This window comes from Bacteriovorax sp. Seq25_V (genome assembly GCF_000447795.1).
Classification (GTDB): Bacteria; Bdellovibrionota; Bacteriovoracia; order Bacteriovoracales; family Bacteriovoracaceae; genus Halobacteriovorax_A.
This window is the reverse complement of sequence record NZ_AUNI01000009.1, coordinates 413,995-435,876: the sequence shown is the minus strand read 5'-3', so window position 1 is coordinate 435,876 and position 21,882 is coordinate 413,995. Positions and strand designations below refer to the sequence as shown.

The following is a 21,882-nucleotide window of genomic DNA, read 5'->3' as shown; positions in this document are numbered from 1 at the left end:
TAATAAGTATTCAGGAGAATGACAAATTCTCCTGCAAATAACTATTTAATTGGAATTAAAATTTCTGTAAGTAATTCCGCTTCAGGAGTAATACTTGGGTCATTAAGATATACTTCTAAAGATGGAGCATCACCAATTTCAAAATCACCTTCGTTGATAAATTTGAACGCCTGATCAAAAGCATACCAAATGCCTTCATAAGGACCTTTTAATAAAAATTTAGCATACTTTGATGCTGGGATAATCTCTCTTTCTAATCCTGGTATAACGGCATTTTCATTGCTTGGTAGCGAAATCGCTGCACTATAAGAGCACTCTTCATTAACCATATCCCCTACTCCAAGAAATTCAGACTGAGAGAGATCTTCTTTGACTGTTGTAATAATTTGTAAAAACTCCTGCCATGCAATTTGAGCAGCATCTTTAATTGAGTCATTCTGTGCCTTGTGGCCATATATTACAGTTTCTGATCTTGTAATAATTTCCGGCTTTAGTTCCATTTGTACATTCATAATAATCTCCTTTAGATTAGGTCCCATAAGAAGATTATTAAATATTTCTGATCTCTTGGCCTGTCCGAGATTGCGGAAATCACTTGGAGAGATCTTAACTTCTTTTTTGAATGCCTTATTAAAAGAGCTCGAAGTTTCAAATCCAACTTGTTGTGCAATTTCTGTGATACTTAAGTCATTTTCGAGGAGCCTCAAAGACTTTACGATTCGTTCTCGGCGAATATAGCCAAATGGAGTCTCTCCTGTGTATGCGGAAAAAATGCGAATAAAGTGATAACTAGATGCTCCCGAAGATTTTGCGATAGCATCAAGAGTTAACTTGTACTCAAGATTTGAATTAATGAATTTCTTAGCTCTCGCGAGCTGCATTTTATGGAAGTGTTCTTGTACTAATTTTGCCATTATTAAATTGTAGCAAAAGCTTAAAATTTTGGCCTGTCCAAAATTGCGAATTTTGTGCAAGGAAGAAATGTACTGCCATTTTCCAAAGCAATATTTTTTAACTTATACAAAAAAGGTTCTTGAGTAGAAGTTGGTTTTCTCTGATAATAAATCCTATGCAAGTTAGAATTAAGACATATTCTGACCAAATTGTTATCTTCAGAGAAAAATGGGGCGTTATTCTATACCAATTATTCCTTGGTCTCGCTTTTCTTATAATGGGTTTGATATTCATCTATGTAGGACACGAAAAGGTCAATGAACAAGTTTCGGTCTATTTTGGTACTTTCTTCTCGCTTGCTGGTCTAATCGTAATAGTAGGACTATTTCCAAGAACGAGGAAACTCATTCATTCAAAAACAGGTGATAATATTCTGACTGCAAGCGACACTTTTATCGAACTCTCTGCAGGACTAGTCGCTGAGTCAACAACTTACCAGTAGCCTCAGATCGATAAAGTAATCATTTGCGACTTTCTAATCGATAGAGATTTAGATGGAACTCAAAAGCTAAAGAAACACTTAGTCATTATCTTCAAAAAAGAAGTCGTAAAAGACCTAGGTCTCTTTGCTCGGGCAAAAAGAAGTATAAATTTGAACACGAATGGAATCCCATACTTCTCAATACCTTTCCCTAAAAAATTATCTTCAGAAGAAATGGAAAATATTTTCAAAAAAGTTTGTAAAGATAAAGTTAAAATACTAACTTCAACTCAATATGACATTGATAATGAGATCTTTTAAATAAATGAATGAATGAAATTTAAAATGTAAAAATTATGAATGACAGTGAAGTAATGCCTACAAATATCCGACTCTTCACCTCAGGCTTTTCAGGAAAAAGTAAACCTCCAAAGTTAGCACCACTTAAATTAATCTTATCGACATGAGTTCCGATAATATACTTAACTAAAAATAAATTAAAAAACTCGAGTTTATTCGCAAAAAGATTATTACTCATTCATAGATCTAACTAGAGATAATATAAAATGAAAAAAGCACCAATTCCAAGTAATGACAGTGAAAGAGTTAAAAAACTAGAGTCATACAAAATTCTTGATACTGAAGCCGAGGCTGTTTTTGATGAAATCACAAATACAGCAGCTGCTATCTGTGAGACGAAAATCTCTTTAATCAGTCTCGTCGATGAATCGAGACAATGGTTTAAATCTAAGTATGGCCTTGATGCTCCAGAAACTCCAAGGGATATATCATACTGTGGACATGCTATTATGTCTGATGAAATTTTTGTTATCGAGGATGCTGAGTTTGATGAAAGGTTTTGTGATAACCCATTATTTCTTCAAGAACCACATGTTAGATTTTATGCTGGAGCACCACTTATTACACCAGATGGTTTTAGAATTGGAACCTTGTGTGTAATTGACAGTGAAGCAAAGTCATTGAAGAAACATCAAAAACTCGCCCTAAAATCACTTTCAAAGCAAGTCATCAATCTTTTAGAATTAAGAAAAGCTCAAGAAGTTGTTATAAATCAAAGTAAACATTTTGAAGAAATATTGAATAATATGATTAATGGTGTAGTCATCCAGAATGAAAAAGGAAAGATCATACAGTTCAATAAGTGTGCACTTGATATTTTAGAACTAACAGAAGAGCAGCTCCAAGGAGTTGACTCTTACGATCCAAGGTGGAAATCAATTAAACTCGACGGTTCACTATTTCCGCCTGATGAGCATCCATCGATTCGTTGCCTGAAGGAAAACAAACCTATTTATGACGTTATAATGGGAATATCAACAGGAAAAAGCAATTCTAGATGGTTGAAAATAAATGCACTTCCTTTGACAACAGATCAAGGTATAACATCGATAGCAACATTTACTGATATCACGAATGAGATTATTAGTAACGAAATCACTAAATCAATTTCGGAAGTTAGAAGAAAGTACATAGACTATACAAGTATAGCAATTTCAAAAGAAATTAAAAATAGCAATACATTTTATAACTTTCTTCTCTCTGAGGTTCTAAAAATCACACAAAGTGAATATGGCTTCATCGGTGAAATATTACGTGATCAAGATTCAAATCCTTTCTTAAAAACATTTGCAATAACTGATATCTCCTGGAATGAAGAGACAAAAAAATTCTATCAAGAAAATGCAGAAAATGGACTGGTGTTTAAAAACCTAGCGACCCTATTTGGGGAAGTCATAAAAACAGGAAAAGAGGTAATAACAAACACTCCCTCAAAGCATCCAAGTTCTTCAGGCCTTCCAAAAGGACACCCACCCCTCAATGCATTTCTTGGTGTTCCAATTTATTTCAATAATCAATTCGTAGCGATGGTGGGTGTTGCTAACCGTAAGAGTGGATACTCTAATGAATTTTTTAATTCACTCAAACCTTTTCTAGAAGTAATCGGCGAGATTATAGGACATCAAAACCTAAAGAAAGAAAAAGATCTAACAGAACTTCAATCACGACTGATTCTCGATGGAACTGGGGTTGCTCTTTGGAGATACAATTTGATAGACAATAGCCTTGTATGGGATAATTCAATGTACAAGCTCTACGAAATCGACAAGGATAACTTCACTGGTCATTATGATGCATGGGAAAAGAGTCTTCATCCTGATGATAAACGGCAAGGCGAAAAAGAGCTCCAAGATGCGATAGATGGCATTAGAGACTTTGATACAACCTTTCGCATAAAAACAGCTACGAACAAGACTAAATACATCAGAGCGAAAGCCGTTGTCCTTAGATACGAAAATGGGGAGCCGTATGCGATGATTGGGACGAACTGGGATAACACTAAAGAAGTAAAATATCAAAACCTACTTGTTGAGGCAAAGGACCGTGCTGAAGATTTTGCAAAAGCAAAGTCACTTTTTCTCGCAAACATGTCCCATGAAATTCGAACGCCGATGAATGGTATTATCGGAATGGTCTCCCTTCTAGGCGATACTCCTTTAAACAATGAACAGAAGGAGATGTTACTAACAATTAAATCATGTGGAGATAGTTTATTAACAATTCTCAATGATATTCTTGATTACTCAAAGATAGAATCAGGAAAACTAGAGATTGAAAAATATAGTTTTGATCTAAGGAAAAGTATCGATGACGTGGTTTATCTGCTTGCCAATATTGCATCAGAGCGCGGAATTACAATACATACAGAGATAGATAACACAATTCCAAATATTTTACTTTCAGATGCAATCAGGATAAAGCAAGTACTCATCAATTTACTCAGTAATGCTGTCAAATTCTCCAACGAAGGAGGAGATGTTTATTTCATCATTTCAAGAATTATGGATAGTGAAAATAATATTCAGCTATGCTTCAGTATAGAAGATCATGGTATTGGCATGTCGAAAACAGAGCAGGAAAAATTATTTAGAGAGTTTTCACAAGTTGATAGTGGAATCACAAGAAAATATGGAGGAACTGGCCTTGGACTTTCGATCTCATTAAAGATTGCACAACTCATGGGTGGAGAAATCAAAGTTGAAAGCGAAAAAGAAAAGGGATCAAAATTCTCTTTTTTCCTAACTGTAGAAGAGGGAAATCAATTAATTGAAGAGAGCAGTAAAATAAATTATGAAAACTTTTCTCATGAATATCCACATAATATCCTAGTCGTCGAAGATAATAGAATTAATCAAACTCTTGCAAAAAGTTTTTAAAAAAACTTGGGTATTCATGTGACATCGCAGACAACGGAAAAATTGCAGTTGAGATGGCCCTTAAAAATGAGTACTCCCTTATATTTATGGATATGCAAATGCCTGTCATGGATGGAGTGACAGCAACAAAGCAAATATTAAGGAATAAGAGTGCATCTACAATAATTGCAATGACTGCAAACGTTCTAAGTGAAGACAAGCAAAGATGTATTGAAGCCGGAATGGTCGATTTTGTACAAAAGCCGATTAAAATCGACGAACTATGTGAGACAATTAAAAATTTAAAGAAGAAGGACTAAGCCTTCTTCTGCCATTTCCGGCCATCTTTTGATTATTTCGCCACAGTCGAAATTAAATAAACAGTGTAGGCCACATAAGAAGAGAGAAGAATCCCCCCTTCTAACCTCGTTATCTTTCCTTGTTTTTTAAAAGAAGATCCAAAAATAAATAAAGAGAAAGTGAGTACTGTCATCACACCAATATCACGGTAGAAAATTTCTTTCTCTATTGCGAAAGGATGAATTGATCCCGAGATACCAACAACAGCAAGTGTATTAAAGAGATTTGACCCAAGAACATTCCCAAGAGCAATATCAGGTTCTCCTTTTCTCGCAGCAATGACCGATGAGGCCAGTTCTGGTAACGAGGTACCAACAGCAACGACTGTCAATCCAACAATGATATCAGAAACGCCCAGAGCTTGAGCAATGCCGACTGCTCCGTAAACAAGGAGCCTGGAACTAACAACAAGAAGAATCAAACCACCAATGAGCATGAAATATGATCGAGAAAGAGGGGCCTTATGCTCCTTTAATTCGACGTCCATCTCCTTGGCAAATGCATCTTTACTATTTTTGATCCCCTCTCTAATTGTCCAGCCCATGATTCCAACAAAAAGCAGGAGTAAAATAACTGCATCAACTCTTGAGAGATTAAAATCAATAAGTGCACCAATACTAATTAAAGTGATAATAAATAAAATTGGAAGCTCTTTACGCAGTACTTGCGAATGAACAGTAATCGGGACAATTAAACTTGTAACTCCCAAAATTAGAGCAATATTAGTAATATTTGAACCATAGGCATTTCCAAGAGCAATTCCAGGATTTCCCTGCATCGAAGAAAGTGCTGAAACGACCATCTCAGGTGCTGATGTTCCAAAACCTATAATAACCATTCCAATGAGAAGTGGAGACATTCCATAATGACGGGCAACATTTGATGCACCATCGACAAACTTGTCAGCACTCCAAATAAGTAAAACCAACCCAAAAATAACGGAAGTTATAAAAATAGTCACACTCACCTCTTCTCTCGATTAATTAAGGAGAATTAAAATTTGTTCTCTAACATAATAAGAGAGAAGAAAATAAAAACCAAACTTTTTCTAGTGATTTATGCGATAAGCATGACGGATTTGTGTATAAAGCTGTCGTGTAACTAAGATTAAGTATACGACAGCATTTTTTTTAGTTTGCCTTAACTTGAACTGCACAAGGACCTTTTGCCCCTTGGCCAACTTCATAAGTAACCTTATCGTCTTTATTTAATGTTCCATTTTCTACCGATGAAACATGAACAAAGATATCATCTCCACTTCCATCTGGTGTAATAAATCCAAAACCCTTCTCATCACTAAAAAATTTTACTGTTCCTGTTTTCATCAATTCTCCTGATATATCAAATGATCAATACGATCATCTTTTGTAATGTTAAGATTAGGCTTTCTTTTTCGCCGGTACTTTTAAATCAAGCATTAAGTAAGCATCAGCATGCTTAACACCTAAAACAAAAGCAATCTCATCTATAAATGAAGATAGAGAATCATTAAACGGCTTACTTAATTGCGCGTGTAATGTCTTCTCACTATTTAATATTGAAAGAGACTTCGCTAACTTAACCACGTTAACCTCTTTCAACATTTGTTTTTGCATATTTATTTTTTCTTGAGTAGTCGCATATTCAATATGATCAAAACTAGTTTTGAATTGAATAATTGCTTTATTGATAACTTTTGGCGTGGCCAATACTCTATAACCAGTATTGTTTTTTACTGAGAAATAATTAATGCATTTATTTTTTGGAAAAGAAACTTTGTAAAACTCTTCTCCATCATCTTGAAGAGTAGTAATACCCACAATCTCCCCAATTCCAACATTGCTACTAATTATATTTTTACCAATAATACTTTCAACTTGTTCCATGTTACTCCCTCATCCTCTTTACCCAAAACGATATCATCGGCATCGAAGAATCAGAGACGAACTGTCTATCACTTTCTATTGAGGCTACGTTATCATTAAGCTAGTTTCTATTCGAAAAAAAAGGCAAAACTTAATTTGCCTGCATGCTAATTACCAGCGACTTCCACCAAAGCTTCTCTCTCTACTTTCCTGTGGCTTAGCTTCATTAACCTTTAAGTTTCTACCATCAAGGTCGCTACCATCAAGATTAGAAATAGCAGTCATTGCAGCTTGCGATGTTTCCATCTCTACAAAACCAAATCCCTTGCTTCTTCCAGTGTCTCTATCCATAATAAGTCTACAAGATAAGACTTCTCCATATTGAGAGAAAACTTCTCTTAATGAATCTTCTACAGTGTTGAATGATAAATTTCCTACATACATTTTGTTACTCATACTATCTCCTTTGATATATTTGAGTACTATGTCGTACGTATTAATAATGTACGATATAGCAGCCCCACAGGAAGTTCCTGTGGAAAATAAATTTTGAACTAAATTTTACGATTGTTTGTCGACTTGACTTTTTAAAGAAAAATGAAGAAACGAAAAGAAAAACCTTATCCTTAATGCACTATAGCACATTAAAAAATATATAGATACTTTAAACTGCTCCAGTTAAATGGGGATAATATTAAGACTATTATCTGTTATATTAAGTGCTTGGCCTGTAAATATTTTAACAGCTCATAAAATAATAATTTAATGCAGAGATATTATTACGTTTTCGGGATTTCTGTCCCCATTTAACTGGAGCAGTTTAATGGTTGCCAATAATTGCATCAGGAACGCTGATGAATTTGATTCGATTTTGAAAATTCTCTGAGATATTAGCTTCAATCCAAGACCTCAAATGTGCTCTATTATCAACTCGCATATAGGAGAGATCCACAAGGATATTTATATTATCCTTTGATTCAAGCTTAGTTTTAATACTAGTTCCGACATTATCAATATCAAATTCCCAGCGGTCATTTATCTGAGGAGAGACGGGTGTTTTAACATCCCAAAAAATGCCATCAGCATCCACAAACTCTGTGCCTTCAGGACCTCTGATGATGTTGGCAGTGATGACTCCCCTCTCTCGTGCGTAGATACCACTGACCGCCTCAAGTTGACTCGTATGTGTTTGCGTAAAATTATGGTCGGGATCAGCGGCGAGGTTTTCAAAATCTTCATGCATTGAATATTTTGGATTAATTATTGCTTCATTGGATTTGAATTCGTGCCAGAGAATGACATTATCTTCAACGACATTTGGTGCGAAGAATTGATCGAGGGCCTCACGACAAGAAATATCAGTTATCGGGCGCGTGGAGTAAGTAGAACTGATTTTTCTGTGTGCGCTATAATTGATACTATCGAAGCTTAATACCAGAAGAAGTATTAGTTGGAAGAAGTATCGAAGTTTGATAAATTGCATATGCTCTTATCGTAAGTTCTTGCAATTAAATGTATTCTTTTTGGGAATATCCCCTATTTTCAGTGATATACAAGCCTTAAACTGCTCCATTTAAATGGGGACAACTTTAGAAATTTCCCTGCTATATTAAATATTTACTGTCTTATTATTCGAACCGCCAGAAATAACTTTATCTATCGCGAAGTAATTATTGAGTAATCAGAAATTCTGTCCCCATTTAAATGGAGCAGTTTAGGGGCAGTTTATTGAGGGCTCTTCTAGCAACTATTGGGTTGCCAAAGAGTGAGAAAATCCTCATATCTTATCCATCCTGTATCATAGGCTTTAATTGCCTTCTCATCATAATTACCACCACAGCCCGGCACTGTTACTTTTACTTGATATTCTAATTTTCCTTTCCTAAAACGGTAATCAATAAGGTTTACATCAGCATTACCGAGTGAAATCAAACGATTTTTCTTATCCCTAAATATTTTTTTATCGGCTGTGACAATAGCATAATTTTTCATATTTATTAGCGACGATAAGTGAACTATTGCAGGATCACGCTTGATCCAAGCAAACTTTCCATCAAGCAATTTGATTTTAAACCAGAGATCATTTTGAACTTCATATACTTTAATAAATGTTTTCCAACACTTATAGCCGTAAGGAAATGTGTCCATATCGATAAAGCTAATAATATTTTGATTATGGCAATCATCTCCTATGTTAGTCGAAAAGCTTAAAATATCTATTTTCGCTCCATCGGGTTTATCAAAATAAGGTATTTCTTCCACAGTCATCATTCCTTCTATTGATAAATACGCAACAGGATACTTGTCATTTTTAAAATATTTGAGCTTAGGATAAGGGATTGAAATAGTCTCCCGATTCCCATTAGAAAAATGCGGACGTTTTTCTTCAGGATAATCATTTAAAAAATCAAAACCTATAATAACTTCTTCACCTGAATTAGTTTCGATATATTTATTGCCATTAATTGATTTTAATTTTCGAAATGAGACCTGCCTAGGCTTCGATTTTTGAGAAACGGTAAAGTGATCTTTACCGATATTACGTTGCCCCTCGATACATTTGGGATTTATATAATGTTTAAATTTGCAATTTTCTCCCTGACAGATATCTGAATTTGCAATAGTACAGACCTCATAATTTTCCCCCATAGAGAACATATTCGCCTCATAAGAATGAGACAGACATGTAAACATTAAACAAACTGACAACTTCAACAAAAGTCTTTTCAAAGCATTTCTCCGAATGTGCGATTAAGTCTTTATCGGAGGAAGTGTCATCTTATCTAAATCAAGATTTCTTAACTTGGCTTCACGTATTCTACGAAGCTACAAAACTACAGTAATTGGCCCGTTAGCATACTGGTATTTCTCATCGAGGCTACAAGCATTGATGTATTTAACGCCATCAATAGAAGTCAGTCCGTAACCTTCATGGATATGGCCAAAGGCGTGAATCTTAAGATTGCGTAGTTCACTGAGTCTCATGAGAAGATCATGGCATCCCACTCGCTCTCCATGAGCGCACAGATCAGAGATCCCATACGGTGGTCCATGCGTAATTAAAATATCAGTGTCAGCAGGAATGAGATCCCAATGCTTTTTGATATCTTCGCCTCTATCTCTGTTAAAGGCCCAATTAAAAAATTCGGGTTGAATTGGAGAGCCCCAAATTTTGAGACCGTTGATTTCAATTCCACTATCATTGAGGTAAGTGATTCCATGATCCCTTAATATTCTTTCCGCCTCATCTCTACGATTATCTTCAAAACAGAAGTCATGGTTTCCTGCAATGACAATTTTATGCTTAAAATTCAAAGTGGCCATGAAGCTTGCAAAGTCTGTAAGCTCTTTTAAGTCACCTCTTCGAGTGATATCACCGCAGTGAAAGAGAATGTCTCCTGAACCAATGGGAACTTCGCTGTGCTTGGTGTGAGTGTCGGAGAAGAAAGTTAGTTTCATTTATGCTTTAATAGTAAATTCAACCAACGTTCATCGCGATCAGGTCGCTTATCTTCAGTAATCCAAGACTTTTTAATTTCAAGATTTTTGGGTAGAAATTCATGTATTGATTCGAGAGTTTGATCATTGAAGAAGCGTCCATTTCTCTCACCTTCAAATTCACCATATTTGAATGAACAATAAAAAACTGCGTCACTATTCATTAAACATTCGATTTTTTCAAATACAGAAGTTAACTCATTTCTAGGTACATGAAGAAGAGAAGCGCATGCCCAAATTCCATCGAACTTACCAGTAATCTCAACTTCCTGCAAAAGTCCTTCATGAACTATACAATTACTATGCTCACGGGCAAAAACCGCTAATTTATTACTCGGTTCCACTCCTTGAGCATCATAGCCTTGCTCCTTAAAATACTTCAGGTCACGACCTGGACCACAGCCAATATCTAGAATGCGTGCATTCGCCCTGAGATGTTCACAGAAAGGTATATAAAGGGATATCATATCGATATTTAAAGTTGTATCAATAAAGCTTTGAAAGTTTTCGTCGTAATAGTTTATCATTAATATAATTTAAGTTATGATCTATAGATTTAAAAGTAAATCAACTAATTAAATTAAAAAGATTGCCAGAAAATTAATTTATCTTAACTCTGATGAAGAGTTTATTTTCATTATCAAAGTAATTATTTGCTTTCATAAATTATTGAGAAAATTTCTATCCAGAGAGCACCATTGTTAAACATAAGAAATATTCCTAGTCGTTAAAATCATGTACTATATCGATAGGTGAAAAGAGCTTTTTCGAACATATATTTTCTATTGAACAGGAGGGGGCCTTGAACTGGAACAAAAATAACACTCTTCTAGCATTTTTAGTGTTTAGAATTAATGATCTTAGTTTAAGGAAAGAAATTCTTAAATTTCTTAATATTGATGATTGTCAATTAAACTCAAAAGTATATGAATTTAAAAAGATTGATACAAATAGACCTACAAAAATATCTATTGAAGTCTATTTTGAATATAAAAATCATACTATTGAGGAATTACTAAAAATATCTAATCAGATAATGAAGAAGTAATAACTAAAAGTTCATTTAAGAAGGATGCAAGCTCTTCACGAGTAGTCTTCCCACCGATGGAAACTCGAAGACACGAAGAAGCATACTCTTTATCAAAACCCAGATTTCTAATAACATGACTTGGCTCGAAGCTCCCAGAAGAGCATGCGCTCCCGGAGCTCACCATAATATTCTTTCTACTTAGGTTTAATAAAACAGCACGAGAATCGTGACCATTCAAATAAATATTAGTAGTGTTTGCAACTCTTGGTACACCGACACAGTTAATTGCAAAGGAAGTATTACTTACAATTTGTTTTTCAAAATCTGCACGTAAATTACAAATCGACTCAATTGTCTCAGGATTAATATCTCTCAGAGCGAGCTCGAAGCTTTTTATTCCCGGATAATTGTAAGTTCCTGGCCTCACACCTCCTTCCTGACCTCCTCCAGTCATCAAGGGTTCATAAGTCTTTGGAGACTTTATATAGAGTAATCCAACTCCTTTTAATGCACCAATTTTATGACCAGCAAAACTAGCAAAATCAACTTCTAAATCTTCGAGATTGAAGTTCATTTTTCCAAGAGCTTGTACCGCATCGATATGAATTAAAGCATCATATTTTTTACATAAACGAGATATTTGTGGAATATCTGAAATCACCCCTGTTTCATTATTAACATACAATAAAGAAACGAGAGCGTTTTTCTCTTTTTTTAAAAAGTCCTCTAATTCGTTGATATCAAGCTGACCAGATTGGTTACTACTCACATTCAAAACATTAAAACCAGATTTCTCTAAACGTTTCAACGTATCTAAAGTTGCATGATGCTCAAGTTTAGAAGATATAATTGTTCTTACATTGTTTTTGGTTAAATTTGAAAATGATAAAACAGAATTTATACTTTCGGTTGCTCCACTTGTAAAAAATATGGATCTACTACTCACTCCAAAAAAGTCTGCAATATAACGACGAGAGTCCTTAACTTTGTTCATAAGTTCAAAACCAAAGTCATGTTCAGATGAAGGATTTGCCCAATCGTTTATCATTCCATCCTGTATATATTTTTTTACAGAATCACTATATGGCGCAGTAGCATTATAATCTAAATAAATCACGTATGATTCTCCTTAGTATCTTGGTAAATCGTAACATTTCGTATATAAAATGTAATGTGATAGATATAAATATTGAACGACACAAGACAGCAATAAAAAGAAATAAGGTTTCAAGACCAGTCTCCCTCTTGCTAGAGAGTAATTTACTAACTCAAGAATCTAGCTTTTTTGATTATGGTTGTGGCCACGGACAGGACTTAACAATTCTTGCAAAGAATGGTTTCTCCAAAATTCAAGGCTATGATCCGTATTATCGACCAGATTCTCAGCATATAAAATCAGATATTGTAAATCTTGGTTTTGTACTCAATGTCATAGAAAAACCGAATGAAAGATCAGAGACTCTCAAAACAGCATATTCACTAGCGAATAAACTCCTTTGTGTCTCAGTTATGACTAAAATTCAACAGGGTTACGAAGGCATTAGTCTTGGGGATGGTGTCCTCTCTTCTCGAGGAACATTTCAAAAATACTATGAACAAGAAGAAATTAAAAATTACTTAGAATCATTATTGGATAAAGATGCAATAGCTATCGCTCCGGGAATCTTTTTCATTTTTAGATATGAACAAGATAAGTTAAATTATTTGCAATCTAGATATAAGCGTCCAGTAATTCTCGACTACACAAGAATTGACCCCATTTCTAAAGAAAGAACTAGAGTCAAAGTATTCAAACCAAAATTAGAAGAACTTATAAAAGAGTCCCCATTTTTCGAAGAGACTATTTCGTTTCTATTTAACCACGGTAGACTACCTACTGATCTAGAAAGCTCCTCTTATAAAGAATTAATCAGAGAGTTCAAAAGTAAGACAAAGGTCAAAAGCTTATTACTTGAAAATATTGATCAAGATAGATTAGAACAAATACGACAGTCTAGAGTCACTGACTTACTTGTATTTTTTGCACTTAGAAAATTTGACAGGAAAGGCTTCCCGAAACAATCTGACTTACCAGAAAATATGGTTTTAGATATTAAAGAATTTTTGGGTACGTACTCAAACTGCAAAAGAGAAGCAGAAAATCTTCTTTTCTCAATTGGTAATCAAACTGTAATGCAAAAATCATTCAGAGCCTGTAATCTTGGGAAACAGCTACCTGATGCATTTTATATACATCCATCTCTAATCAATAAGCTTCCAGCTCCTATCCAAGTTAAAGTAGGTATTGCAAAAAAGCTAGTTGGAGATATCGATGAATGTAATTTGTTAAAGATAAATAAATTAAAAGACAAAGTTTCTTTTCTTGTATACGAAGATTTTGATAGTATTGCTCATCCAGCTCTTCTTTATACTCTTGTAATGGATATCCCAAAAAACAATGTAAAATTCTGGGAATTTAGACAGAGAGAAAATCCACCAATACTACACAGAAAAGATACATTTATAGATGAAGACTACCCATTATTTGATAAATTCAAGAAATTGACTTTGAAAGAAGAGAAGTTTGGCCTTCTAGGACACAATCATATAGGAACTCGTCTAAACTGGGAAAAGTTCCTACAGGAAGAAGGGTTTATAATTAAAGGTCATCAGTTAAAAAAGTTATAAGTCACAGATTAAGCAGGCATCTTCTCCGTCATCATCATTTACGACATCAGTGAAGATATCCGATAAATCTTTTTTTCCACAGGCCTTAATTCTAGCCTTCTCCATTTTTTCTTCATGCTTTTGCTTTATTTCTTCAGAGCGAGCTTCCATTTCTTCAAGAGAGGTTCCATTAACCCATGTGAAGTTTCGACCTTCCCCAACATATCCGCGCTTCTCATATTCTTTTGCTTTTTCAAACAAATCAGGATGTCTTTCTTTCAGACCAACCCACTCAATTTGCCTTTGAAAAAAACAAAAGTAACAGCCAGAACGAGAACGCCATTCATAATACTTAGGCATCCCAATTCCAGAGTCTTCAAGAATCTGATTTACACCAGCAAGGTCAATACCATATTCCTTAAATGGGTATCGCGGTGAAATGTTTGGCTTATCAGAGATATAACCTTCTCTATTTTCATCGGCCCTAATTCCAACGTAAGACTCAATTAAGTCATCACCTATATAACGCTCATACGATTTAATTTTCATCTCAGCTGTACACCAACGGGCTCGTGCTGAAGGTAAATAATTACCATGTTTCTGTAATAAAAAATCAAATGTCTTATCTGAGTTAAGCCTAACAATAGGCTGCCCAAGAAATGCTTCAAGCTTATCTAAATATTCATATGCTTCGGGAAGCTCTGCTCCTGTGTCTGTAAAAACATACTCAAGGTTTGGAATTTTTCCCTTAAGTAAAATTGCTAAAGCCGTAGAATCTTTCCCTCCAGATAAAGGGCAGATTTGCCTGCGACTAGGATCATATGAAAAGTTTTTCAAATCAAATATATTACTCAATGTATTTTCCTTTTACATTCTTAATCTCAACAGATTGGCTATTTTCTTCAATTGGCTTTAACAATGATAGAAGTAAGTTATTACGAGATTTTGGATTCAAAGAGGACAGTAGCTTTTCGATACTATCTTTAATCTCATTTTCTCCAGAATCAGTATAAACTCCAAGTCGTAAGTACTCTTTATCTCCACTCTGTTTGTTAATAAAGGCGACCACAGATTGCCCACTAAATTCAGAGTCAAGTAACTCTGTAACCATCTCTATCTCATTATTACATTTAATAAGGTTAGTCTCAAATAAAGACTTCCCTTTCTCGGCCCAATAGCGTGGATTAGATTCGGTTAAAGCATCAGCGATTGTTTCTACAAAATATTGAGAATGCTTTGTGGAATCAAAAGACTTTAATCGTCCAAGGAATTTTGCAGTTAACGAATTAAATGGATAAGAACGAATTTCTTCGGGTAGCAGTGCTAAATTATCCTGATACTCCTTAGCTAGGCTCATTCCTTTTTTATAAGAAATAGGCTTTATGTTTAAACAATTAATTTGTAAGAACTGAAGTGATTCAATTAGCAACTTGTGAAGGTCAGCAATTAACTCTGGATAAACTCCAAATACTTTCTTCTTTATCTTTATCAATTGAGAAGATATAAGTTCTATATCCTCGATACTTGTATTCTTTGATATAGGTTCAATATTGAAAATATCTGGTAAGTTTTCGAATACCAATCTATCAGGCTCTTTAGCAGATTCAATAAAAATTAATAGCTTTTTTTCCTCAACGGATAGCTTTCCACTATTTTTAGTATAATCAGGAACAGATTTCTTCCATTTGAATATTGCTTCAATAACACTACTCACAGTTGGAGAATCTGTCTTGTCTTCAAAGACCTTTGCTAATTGAGCAAGATAGTCAGATTTCGCCTTAGAGATTTCAGTGTACTTTACGAAGCAATTCTTAGGGTGCTTTAACATCAGATCATAATGATCACCATCTGGACGAGGAATATATTCATTATCAAAATAGTGATTTACAGGATGCTCAAGAACCTTATCAAAAATTGATAAATATAAAGGAATTATTGATTTTCTTAGACCGTACGGAGGGGCAACCAAAGTATCATACAATTTTTGAACAACAAGTCCTTTCGGATAGCTTGCAAGAATTTCTTTATACTCAGAAAGAAGTGATGCAAACTTATTGTTCTTTTTAATCGTAAATTTTTTCTCGTCAGATTTATAATTAACACCATAATTGCTAACAAGAGATTTATAGATTGTTACCTCGGGGCCGTTTCCTTCCATTCCTAAGTTTTTTTCTTCTGGGTGACTCGAAAGACGATCTATAATTTGTTTTCTAGCAAGAGAGATATTACCTGAAACTTTATGACGATTAATCATTTCGTTATTGAAAGGAACAAATGAGGTATACTCTAAATTAAATACTTCACCTACTTTAATTAAAAGTTCCGCATATGAATTTATACCAACACGCATACTTTCTTTAGAATAGAAAACTTCTGCATCAAGCGAAAACTTACCAATCAAAGGATCAAGTACTGATCTTATTGCTTGGATAGTTATCACCTTATGGCGATCAAGTTCTTTACGCACCAAAGGACCCGAATTCATCACATCTTTGTTTCCAAAAAGTGCATTGATAGCATTAAGCTCTTCAATATCTCTCTTACACTCAACGAAGGTCTTTGGAAGAACAAAGATCACTAATTCGTCTTTGTTTTCTCTAACAATTCTTCTTGCTAACTCTAATTCATCTTGATCGAAAGGAACTACGTAATATAGTAATCCATCCTCTCTATAGTAGTCTGGCTTGCGAGTGAATTTGCCGGCCTTCAGCTCTTCAACAGAGATAAGCTCTGTATCACAAAAGCGTGTGATACTATTTTGGTAGTTATATCTTTTAGGTGTGATAAAATCTGTCTTATAATAATTTTTGACTCTAGAAACGAGATCCTTACTAGTTAATTTAATTTCTCTAAATTTATTGATTTCTTCATCGATATCAATACTTGAACCTTGTTGTAATTCGTACTGTTTTAATATTTTATTATATAAAAACACTTTCTTATCTAGCAGTGTTTTAATTGCCTTTTTAACTTCCGATTCTTCATAAATTCCGGAAAAAGAAGTCACTATAAAACTTTCATTAAGTGGCGCAAAATTGTAATTTTTAACGATAGAAGACAGTGCAATGAGTGAAACTATTTGTTTAGCAACGATGTCTTCTTTAGGTATTTTTCCAAAGGCTTCTTCAACAATTAAGCTTACCTTATATGAACCACCGACTCCGACATCTTTAGCAATTAAAGATGAGAAATAGTTATACAGGTCTAATGGCATCAAAAACATTAAATCTTTTTCGCTTAATCCATTATCTAAGAATCTTTTTAAGCCAAACTCTTCATCTCGAGTTAGAAATGTATAAAGAGTTCTTTCATTCTGAGCAACTCTCTGGGAAAGTAGAGGAAGAAACGCTAATGTAACAGGGTGTAGTGGATAACACTTAGTAAGTGCTTCAACTGAATTTTTTCGATCAACAATACCTGTTAATCCGTTCCCTTTCATTGAATCACAAAATGATTTATTAAATTTTTCAACTTTTTTTGCAAGATTCTTATCACCAACATAAATATTTTTCTCAAAAACATGAGAAATCATATCCATACTAGTTGTCCCTCTATCATAAAAAGACGTCTCGTGAAAACGTCCCTCAATCTTTGCCCACTCCTTCTGGATATTTATTGGTAGTTGATTGGCATACTGAGACACTGACAAGTGAGTTATTAAAGTTAAGTGACATTGTGCCTGACCAGATCTGTCACAAAACTCTGCAAAATCTTGGAGGAATTGAATATTAAGTGCAGATGGGTTGTGAATACCTCTTTCAAGATATTTTCCAAACTCATCATAAACAACAAAGATTCCATTATATCCATTACTTTGTAATAGTGTAATTGCTTCTTTATAAATTGAAACAACATCGTTATTAGCCTTAAGTGCTAGAGATCCACCACCTGTTACTTTTGAATAAATTCTTTCAAATATTTCACGTGCTGATACATGACCTTTTCTCAGAGATTTTTGGAACTCATCAACAGAATCACATTCAACCGCAACTTCACTTAAGTAACTTTCATAGATCTCTGGATAATCTTTATTCCATTTGTCTACTATGGCCCAATATTTCTTTGAAGACTTTTGAAGGACTTTAGATAATTCACTTTCTAATTCGACATCCTGGAAAGCATCTTTCAACTTTTCAATAAATGCGTCTTCGATATTTCCAAGGTAACCATTTAAGAAAACAGGCACTAATTTTGTATTCTTACTTTTTTGAAAATCGTTATATAAATTTAGCAGTTCTGAATCAGCGGCTGCCTCAATCATTTTTTTTACAACACGTGGATTTTTCTTCGAAACGATTGCTGACATTAATAGAGCAAATGTCGATTTACCAAGACCTGGAGAACCAGAAAGAACTCTAACACGTTGATTCGAGTTTTCCTCACTAATTGAACCAAGAATTTCAGTCATGCCTAATGAGAATTTTGGTGTTATAAAAATATCGCTTAACTTGTTTCCACTTTTATAATCTAATTCAAGATTAGTAGATCTATTAAAGCTAGATGCTAGTTTGATTACATCTGTATTGAATAATGAAGTTTGAGACATCTTAGTATCCTAACCTTGTAGTAAATTCTTGGTAATAATTTTCCAATGATTTTGCTGCTGTTTTTGATTTTAAGTTTAAAATAAAATATCCACCAGTACGTGAGTATGTCATATATTTATCTCCGTAGAGTCGTTCTATCTCTTCAATAATTTGTACGACATCATCTTCAGAGAATCCCATGATAAGTCCTGGAGAGAGTTCTTTATTAACTAATTCACTCAAATTAAATGACTCTGCTTGCATAAGAACATCGTTCCAAAACAAATAAGTCAAATAAACGAAAATCAATGGATGAATATCCGATTTTCTCAATTTGTTTTTCTTAAGTTTTTTATTCTCCTCCGTAACAAGATTAAACTTTACGAAGGGAGATGGATTTTCAGTTTCCGGATTAACCTTATCCTTATAGATAGGCTCCTTATACATCCTAAGAATACAACTGATATCTTTTTTTAGAGTATTTGGATTAATTTTCTTTTCTAATGATTGTACGTAAGTTTCTAAGTATACTTGTAGTGACTCTGTATCAAATTCAGTAGCAGCAAACTTATTAAAGAACCAATGAAATGAGGTTGCATTTTCTACATTACACGCTAAAAGGTAGTGAAGAGTAAGTAGAGATCCATCAAGTTCTAAGAATTGATCATTAGTAAAAATTTCTTGAGCAATTTCTGTTAAATAATACTTGCTATCATCTTTAATTAAAAGACTTAAAGCAGTCATCCAATATTCTATGGCCTCAACCATATTTTTACCAACGCCAAGCGTCTCAACTGAGTTATTACTTTTAAAGATTTTTTCGTCAGCTACTACTGCGTCATAGCCTTTAAGTAACCAGCTATCTCTTAAATGGAAAGTTTGGTGTGCTCCAAATCTCATTGCAATAACTCCCTGGCCTCTTGTGTCAAGTCTAGGCCTCTATGCATTCCTTTATGTCTTATTATGTAACCTTTTTTTTCTAGTGCGATGAAGCACTTGTGAACAGCTCCAGGATTACTTATTTTTAAGTATTCTTGAATCTCTGGAATCGTTGGAGGATAGTTTTTTTCACAAATGTGATCGTGAATTATCCTAAGCGTTTCTTGTTGCCTTTCAGAAAGTGGATGTAACATGTTGCAAAATTACCCTAGAGTGTGTTGTGTTTTCTAGGGTAATTTTGGGGTAAATTTTGGGGAAAGTAAAGTTTTAAAAATCAATCAATGGTATTCTCTAAGTCGACTAAATGTTTATTCACTGCATCTTCAAATGCATGAAATCTAGATTTTAATGCTTGATATATTGTAGGCTTAGATTTCCAGTCCTCAGTTTTAAAAATTTTGTCCTGTAAGTAGTAATCTGATAAAGGAAAATTATCTATTTTTATGTATTCGTTAATTTTCATATCGCTAATGGATCGATTTTCTGAGCTCGTAACATATGCTAAGTTTAGAACTGAATTTAAAATATTATTTTTATCTTTTCTTAGGCTTGAGGTACTGCTTGTGAACTTGTCAACTGTAGAGCCCAGAGGTATTAAATGGTGTTTCTCTAGTTTATCGTCAATCGTATCAATTATATTCATTTTTTTAGTATTCTTTATAATGAATCGAGGTGTTTTTCTCAATTGAAACGCTAGGAAGGAGCTAACTATTGCTCCAGGACATGAATCTAAATCCATTTCTCGCATTCCAGTTTTTTCATCAAATGGTAAGAAGTTCTCTAATTTTGAATAACCATTATTTTTAAATATATCCTCTCTTCTCTTTTCAAAATTTTTAACGTCGCCACTAGAATATTTTTGCAAATGTTCTATATCTTCAATCGCTTTCCTATTTTGAGAATCTCTGTAATGTCCACTGAATATAGAAACCCAATACCATAATTCAACTCTTGCAACAATTTTTTCTGAATTCCAATTTTTATCTTCAGCTAATAGGATAGCAATTGGTAGAATCATTAATGTATATGGCAAGTTTATTATTCCACCAATGCCTAACCTATAAAAGCAAAATAAGTTAGCACGATAGAGCCCTTGAATTGTGCATTTGTAAACCTTATCAATTTGAGATGTATTAAGCTGTAGTATTGTTGTTCTCTTAATTGCCTCAAGTTCGTTTCTCTTGTATTCATTATTTTCTAAATTCTCAGCCCTCGTATTATTTAAAGATAATAAATTAAGAAACTGATCTTTAATAACCTTTTCAAGTGAGCGACTATCATCAGATGAAGTTAAGTTCATTTTGTCAAAAGTGAGCTTCTTTTTACTCTGCAAATCCTTCAAAAAGAAACTTGGTATTGCCTCTTCTTCGAGCTTCTCAAGACTTTGCCGAATATTCTCACCAAGAGTTGATTCGGATGATTTTGCCCATTTTGCAGAAAATAAGTCAAAAGTACTTAATGGGGTTCCTGCGGTATTCATTGTATCAAAAATTGAAGCTGCTCTTTCGATTTCGGTAATGGGTAAAAGAGTAACCGGGACCTCTTCAATCATAATTTCTTTAAAGTAGTTTTTAAGTTTATCTGCCCATACATCACTTAAACCTTTAAGCTTTTTTATAAAAACATCCCTGTCTTCGAGAACCTTATCAACCTCTTTTGGGGATACAACACGAGTATTCTTCATAATCGAAATAAATGCTTCTTTTTTTTTCCACGCATAGTCCGAATCTTTCATTTCATTGAAGCGCCTGTCTGCAATGCCATCAATTATTCTATTTTTTAGAAAATCATGTTGACCGTTAACTAAATAAAGCGGGAACTTGTAATTTTCAACACAATATTTTACAAGTTTTTCGCCTGCTTCTCCAGGGTAGTCATTTCCCAATGACGGATGACCGGCTTTGTTTTTATTTTTATTATTCACCTTTAATACTTCTAAATTATCGAATAAATCAAAAGGCTCCATTCCATTTAAATCATTAAAGTTAAAACTTTGTAGCCCAAATTCCTGTAAATTTTCATTATTCTTATTATGTAGAGTTAGAAACCATCTATTTCTAAGACCTAAAAATGTCTTTTCATGAATTAGTTCCCACTCTCCATCCTCAGATCCCTTCCCCTCCAAATACAAATCTGAGAAACAGGAGCAGATAGTACTCAATCTTTGTTGACCATCTAAGAGGAATTTAACCTCTTCTGTATTCGAATTTTCAAATCTAGAATCTGATTGTCCAACAGTTCTAAAGCTAAATGACTTCTTTTCTCCCATTAAAAACAACCAGTTTCCTATTGGCATTTTGAGAATCACTGATGCAATTAATTTCTTCTGTTGTGGTTCTACCTTCCAGATAAAGTCACGTTGAAAATTTGGTAAAACAATTTTTTCATTTAGCGTTTCAACAATTAGGTCTTTAATTTTAAATTTATCATATTTTGTTGTCATCTAAAC

Annotated in this window: 21 protein-coding genes; 6 read left to right on the top strand and 15 right to left on the bottom strand. The window is 34.0% G+C overall.

Annotated elements, in window-relative coordinates; all coding sequences use genetic code 11:
• Positions 1-41: 41 nt before the first annotated feature.
• Positions 42-914, bottom strand: coding sequence for a GyrI-like domain-containing protein (locus M900_RS03470; RefSeq protein ID WP_034730919.1), 873 nt, complete (start codon positions 912-914; stop codon positions 42-44).
• Positions 915-1,069: 155 nt separating this feature from the next.
• On the opposite strand from M900_RS03470, the gene M900_RS03465 reads away from it, so the two are divergent.
• The 4 genes from M900_RS03465 (at position 1,070) to M900_RS16900 (ending at position 4,910) form a co-directional block, all read left to right on the top strand.
• Positions 1,070-1,396 carry a hypothetical protein gene (locus M900_RS03465; RefSeq protein ID WP_034730917.1) on the top strand — a complete coding sequence of 109 codons (327 nt, stop codon included), beginning with the start codon at positions 1,070-1,072 and terminating at the stop codon, positions 1,394-1,396.
• Between the two features lie 150 nt (positions 1,397-1,546).
• Positions 1,547-1,696: a hypothetical protein gene (locus M900_RS17650; RefSeq protein ID WP_021273185.1), complete on the top strand. Its 150-nt coding sequence runs from the start codon at positions 1,547-1,549 to the stop codon at positions 1,694-1,696.
• Between the two features lie 245 nt (positions 1,697-1,941).
• On the top strand, positions 1,942-4,611 hold the full coding sequence (locus M900_RS16905) for an ATP-binding protein (protein ID WP_021273106.1): 2,670 nt from the start codon (positions 1,942-1,944) through the stop codon (positions 4,609-4,611).
• Between the two features lie 23 nt (positions 4,612-4,634).
• Positions 4,635-4,910: a response regulator gene (locus tag M900_RS16900; RefSeq protein WP_084703429.1), complete on the top strand. Its 276-nt coding sequence runs from the start codon at positions 4,635-4,637 to the stop codon at positions 4,908-4,910.
• 32 nt (positions 4,911-4,942) lie between these two features.
• Here the strand turns inward: M900_RS16900 and M900_RS03450 are convergent, their stop codons facing one another.
• The 8 genes from M900_RS03450 to M900_RS03415 all read right to left on the bottom strand — a co-directional run bounded on the left by M900_RS03450 (position 4,943) and on the right by M900_RS03415 (position 10,819).
• On the bottom strand, positions 4,943-5,911 hold the full coding sequence (locus M900_RS03450) for a calcium/sodium antiporter (protein WP_034730912.1): 969 nt from the start codon (positions 5,909-5,911) through the stop codon (positions 4,943-4,945).
• Between the two features lie 169 nt (positions 5,912-6,080).
• On the bottom strand, positions 6,081-6,275 hold the full coding sequence (locus tag M900_RS03445; RefSeq protein ID WP_021273199.1) for a cold-shock protein: 195 nt from the start codon (positions 6,273-6,275) through the stop codon (positions 6,081-6,083).
• Between the two features lie 54 nt (positions 6,276-6,329).
• A complete protein-coding gene (locus tag M900_RS03440) occupies positions 6,330-6,815 on the bottom strand; it encodes a hypothetical protein (RefSeq protein WP_021273554.1) in 486 nt (161 codons plus the stop codon).
• A 150-nt stretch (positions 6,816-6,965) separates the two neighbouring features.
• Positions 6,966-7,250, bottom strand: coding sequence for an RNA-binding protein (locus tag M900_RS03435; RefSeq protein ID WP_021273483.1), 285 nt, complete (start codon positions 7,248-7,250; stop codon positions 6,966-6,968).
• Positions 7,251-7,614: 364 nt separating this feature from the next.
• A complete protein-coding gene (locus M900_RS03430; protein ID WP_021273149.1) occupies positions 7,615-8,277 on the bottom strand; it encodes a hypothetical protein in 663 nt (220 codons plus the stop codon).
• 257 nt (positions 8,278-8,534) lie between these two features.
• Positions 8,535-9,524: a hypothetical protein gene (locus tag M900_RS03425; RefSeq protein ID WP_157680532.1), complete on the bottom strand. Its 990-nt coding sequence runs from the start codon at positions 9,522-9,524 to the stop codon at positions 8,535-8,537.
• A 96-nt stretch (positions 9,525-9,620) separates the two neighbouring features.
• The gene (locus tag M900_RS03420) at positions 9,621-10,253 is read right to left on the bottom strand and encodes a metallophosphatase domain-containing protein (RefSeq protein WP_021273507.1); all 633 of its coding nucleotides are present in this window, start codon (positions 10,251-10,253) and stop codon (positions 9,621-9,623) included.
• Positions 10,250-10,819, bottom strand: coding sequence for a bifunctional 2-polyprenyl-6-hydroxyphenol methylase/3-demethylubiquinol 3-O-methyltransferase UbiG (locus M900_RS03415; RefSeq protein WP_021273418.1), 570 nt, complete (start codon positions 10,817-10,819; stop codon positions 10,250-10,252). The genes M900_RS03420 and M900_RS03415 overlap by 4 nt, the downstream gene beginning before the upstream one ends.
• Positions 10,820-11,094: 275 nt before the next feature.
• Between M900_RS03415 and M900_RS03410 the strand changes: the two genes are divergently transcribed.
• The gene (locus M900_RS03410; protein WP_021273368.1) at positions 11,095-11,340 is read left to right on the top strand and encodes a hypothetical protein; all 246 of its coding nucleotides are present in this window, start codon (positions 11,095-11,097) and stop codon (positions 11,338-11,340) included.
• Here the strand turns inward: M900_RS03410 and M900_RS03405 are convergent.
• On the bottom strand, positions 11,318-12,439 hold the full coding sequence (locus M900_RS03405; protein ID WP_021273276.1) for a cysteine desulfurase family protein: 1,122 nt from the start codon (positions 12,437-12,439) through the stop codon (positions 11,318-11,320). The two genes, M900_RS03410 and M900_RS03405, sit on opposite strands and share 23 nt — an antisense overlap.
• Before the next feature lie 56 nt (positions 12,440-12,495).
• Between M900_RS03405 and M900_RS03400 the strand changes: the two genes are divergently transcribed.
• Positions 12,496-13,989 (top strand): DNA phosphorothioation-associated putative methyltransferase, encoded by a 1,494-nt coding sequence (locus tag M900_RS03400; protein ID WP_034730907.1) that lies wholly within the window; start codon positions 12,496-12,498, stop codon positions 13,987-13,989.
• Here the strand turns inward: M900_RS03400 and M900_RS03395 are convergent.
• From M900_RS03395 to M900_RS03375, 5 genes are all read right to left on the bottom strand, one after another.
• Positions 13,984-14,823 (bottom strand): phosphoadenosine phosphosulfate reductase family protein, encoded by an 840-nt coding sequence (locus M900_RS03395; RefSeq protein WP_021273498.1) that lies wholly within the window; start codon positions 14,821-14,823, stop codon positions 13,984-13,986. The genes M900_RS03400 and M900_RS03395 overlap by 6 nt on opposite strands.
• Positions 14,816-18,514 carry a hypothetical protein gene (locus M900_RS03390; protein ID WP_021273457.1) on the bottom strand — a complete coding sequence of 1,233 codons (3,699 nt, stop codon included), beginning with the start codon at positions 18,512-18,514 and terminating at the stop codon, positions 14,816-14,818. The genes M900_RS03395 and M900_RS03390 overlap by 8 nt, the downstream gene beginning before the upstream one ends.
• A 1-nt stretch (position 18,515) precedes the next feature.
• Positions 18,516-19,394, bottom strand: a complete 879-nt coding sequence (locus tag M900_RS03385; RefSeq protein ID WP_021273531.1) for a DUF4007 family protein — start codon at positions 19,392-19,394, stop codon at positions 18,516-18,518.
• A complete protein-coding gene (locus M900_RS18030) occupies positions 19,391-19,627 on the bottom strand; it encodes a hypothetical protein (RefSeq protein WP_052600758.1) in 237 nt (78 codons plus the stop codon). Before M900_RS18030 ends, M900_RS03385 begins: the two co-directional genes overlap by 4 nt.
• A gap of 80 nt (positions 19,628-19,707) precedes the next feature.
• Positions 19,708-21,876 (bottom strand): DUF262 domain-containing protein, encoded by a 2,169-nt coding sequence (locus M900_RS03375; RefSeq protein WP_021273465.1) that lies wholly within the window; start codon positions 21,874-21,876, stop codon positions 19,708-19,710.
• Positions 21,877-21,882: the final 6 nt, after the last annotated feature.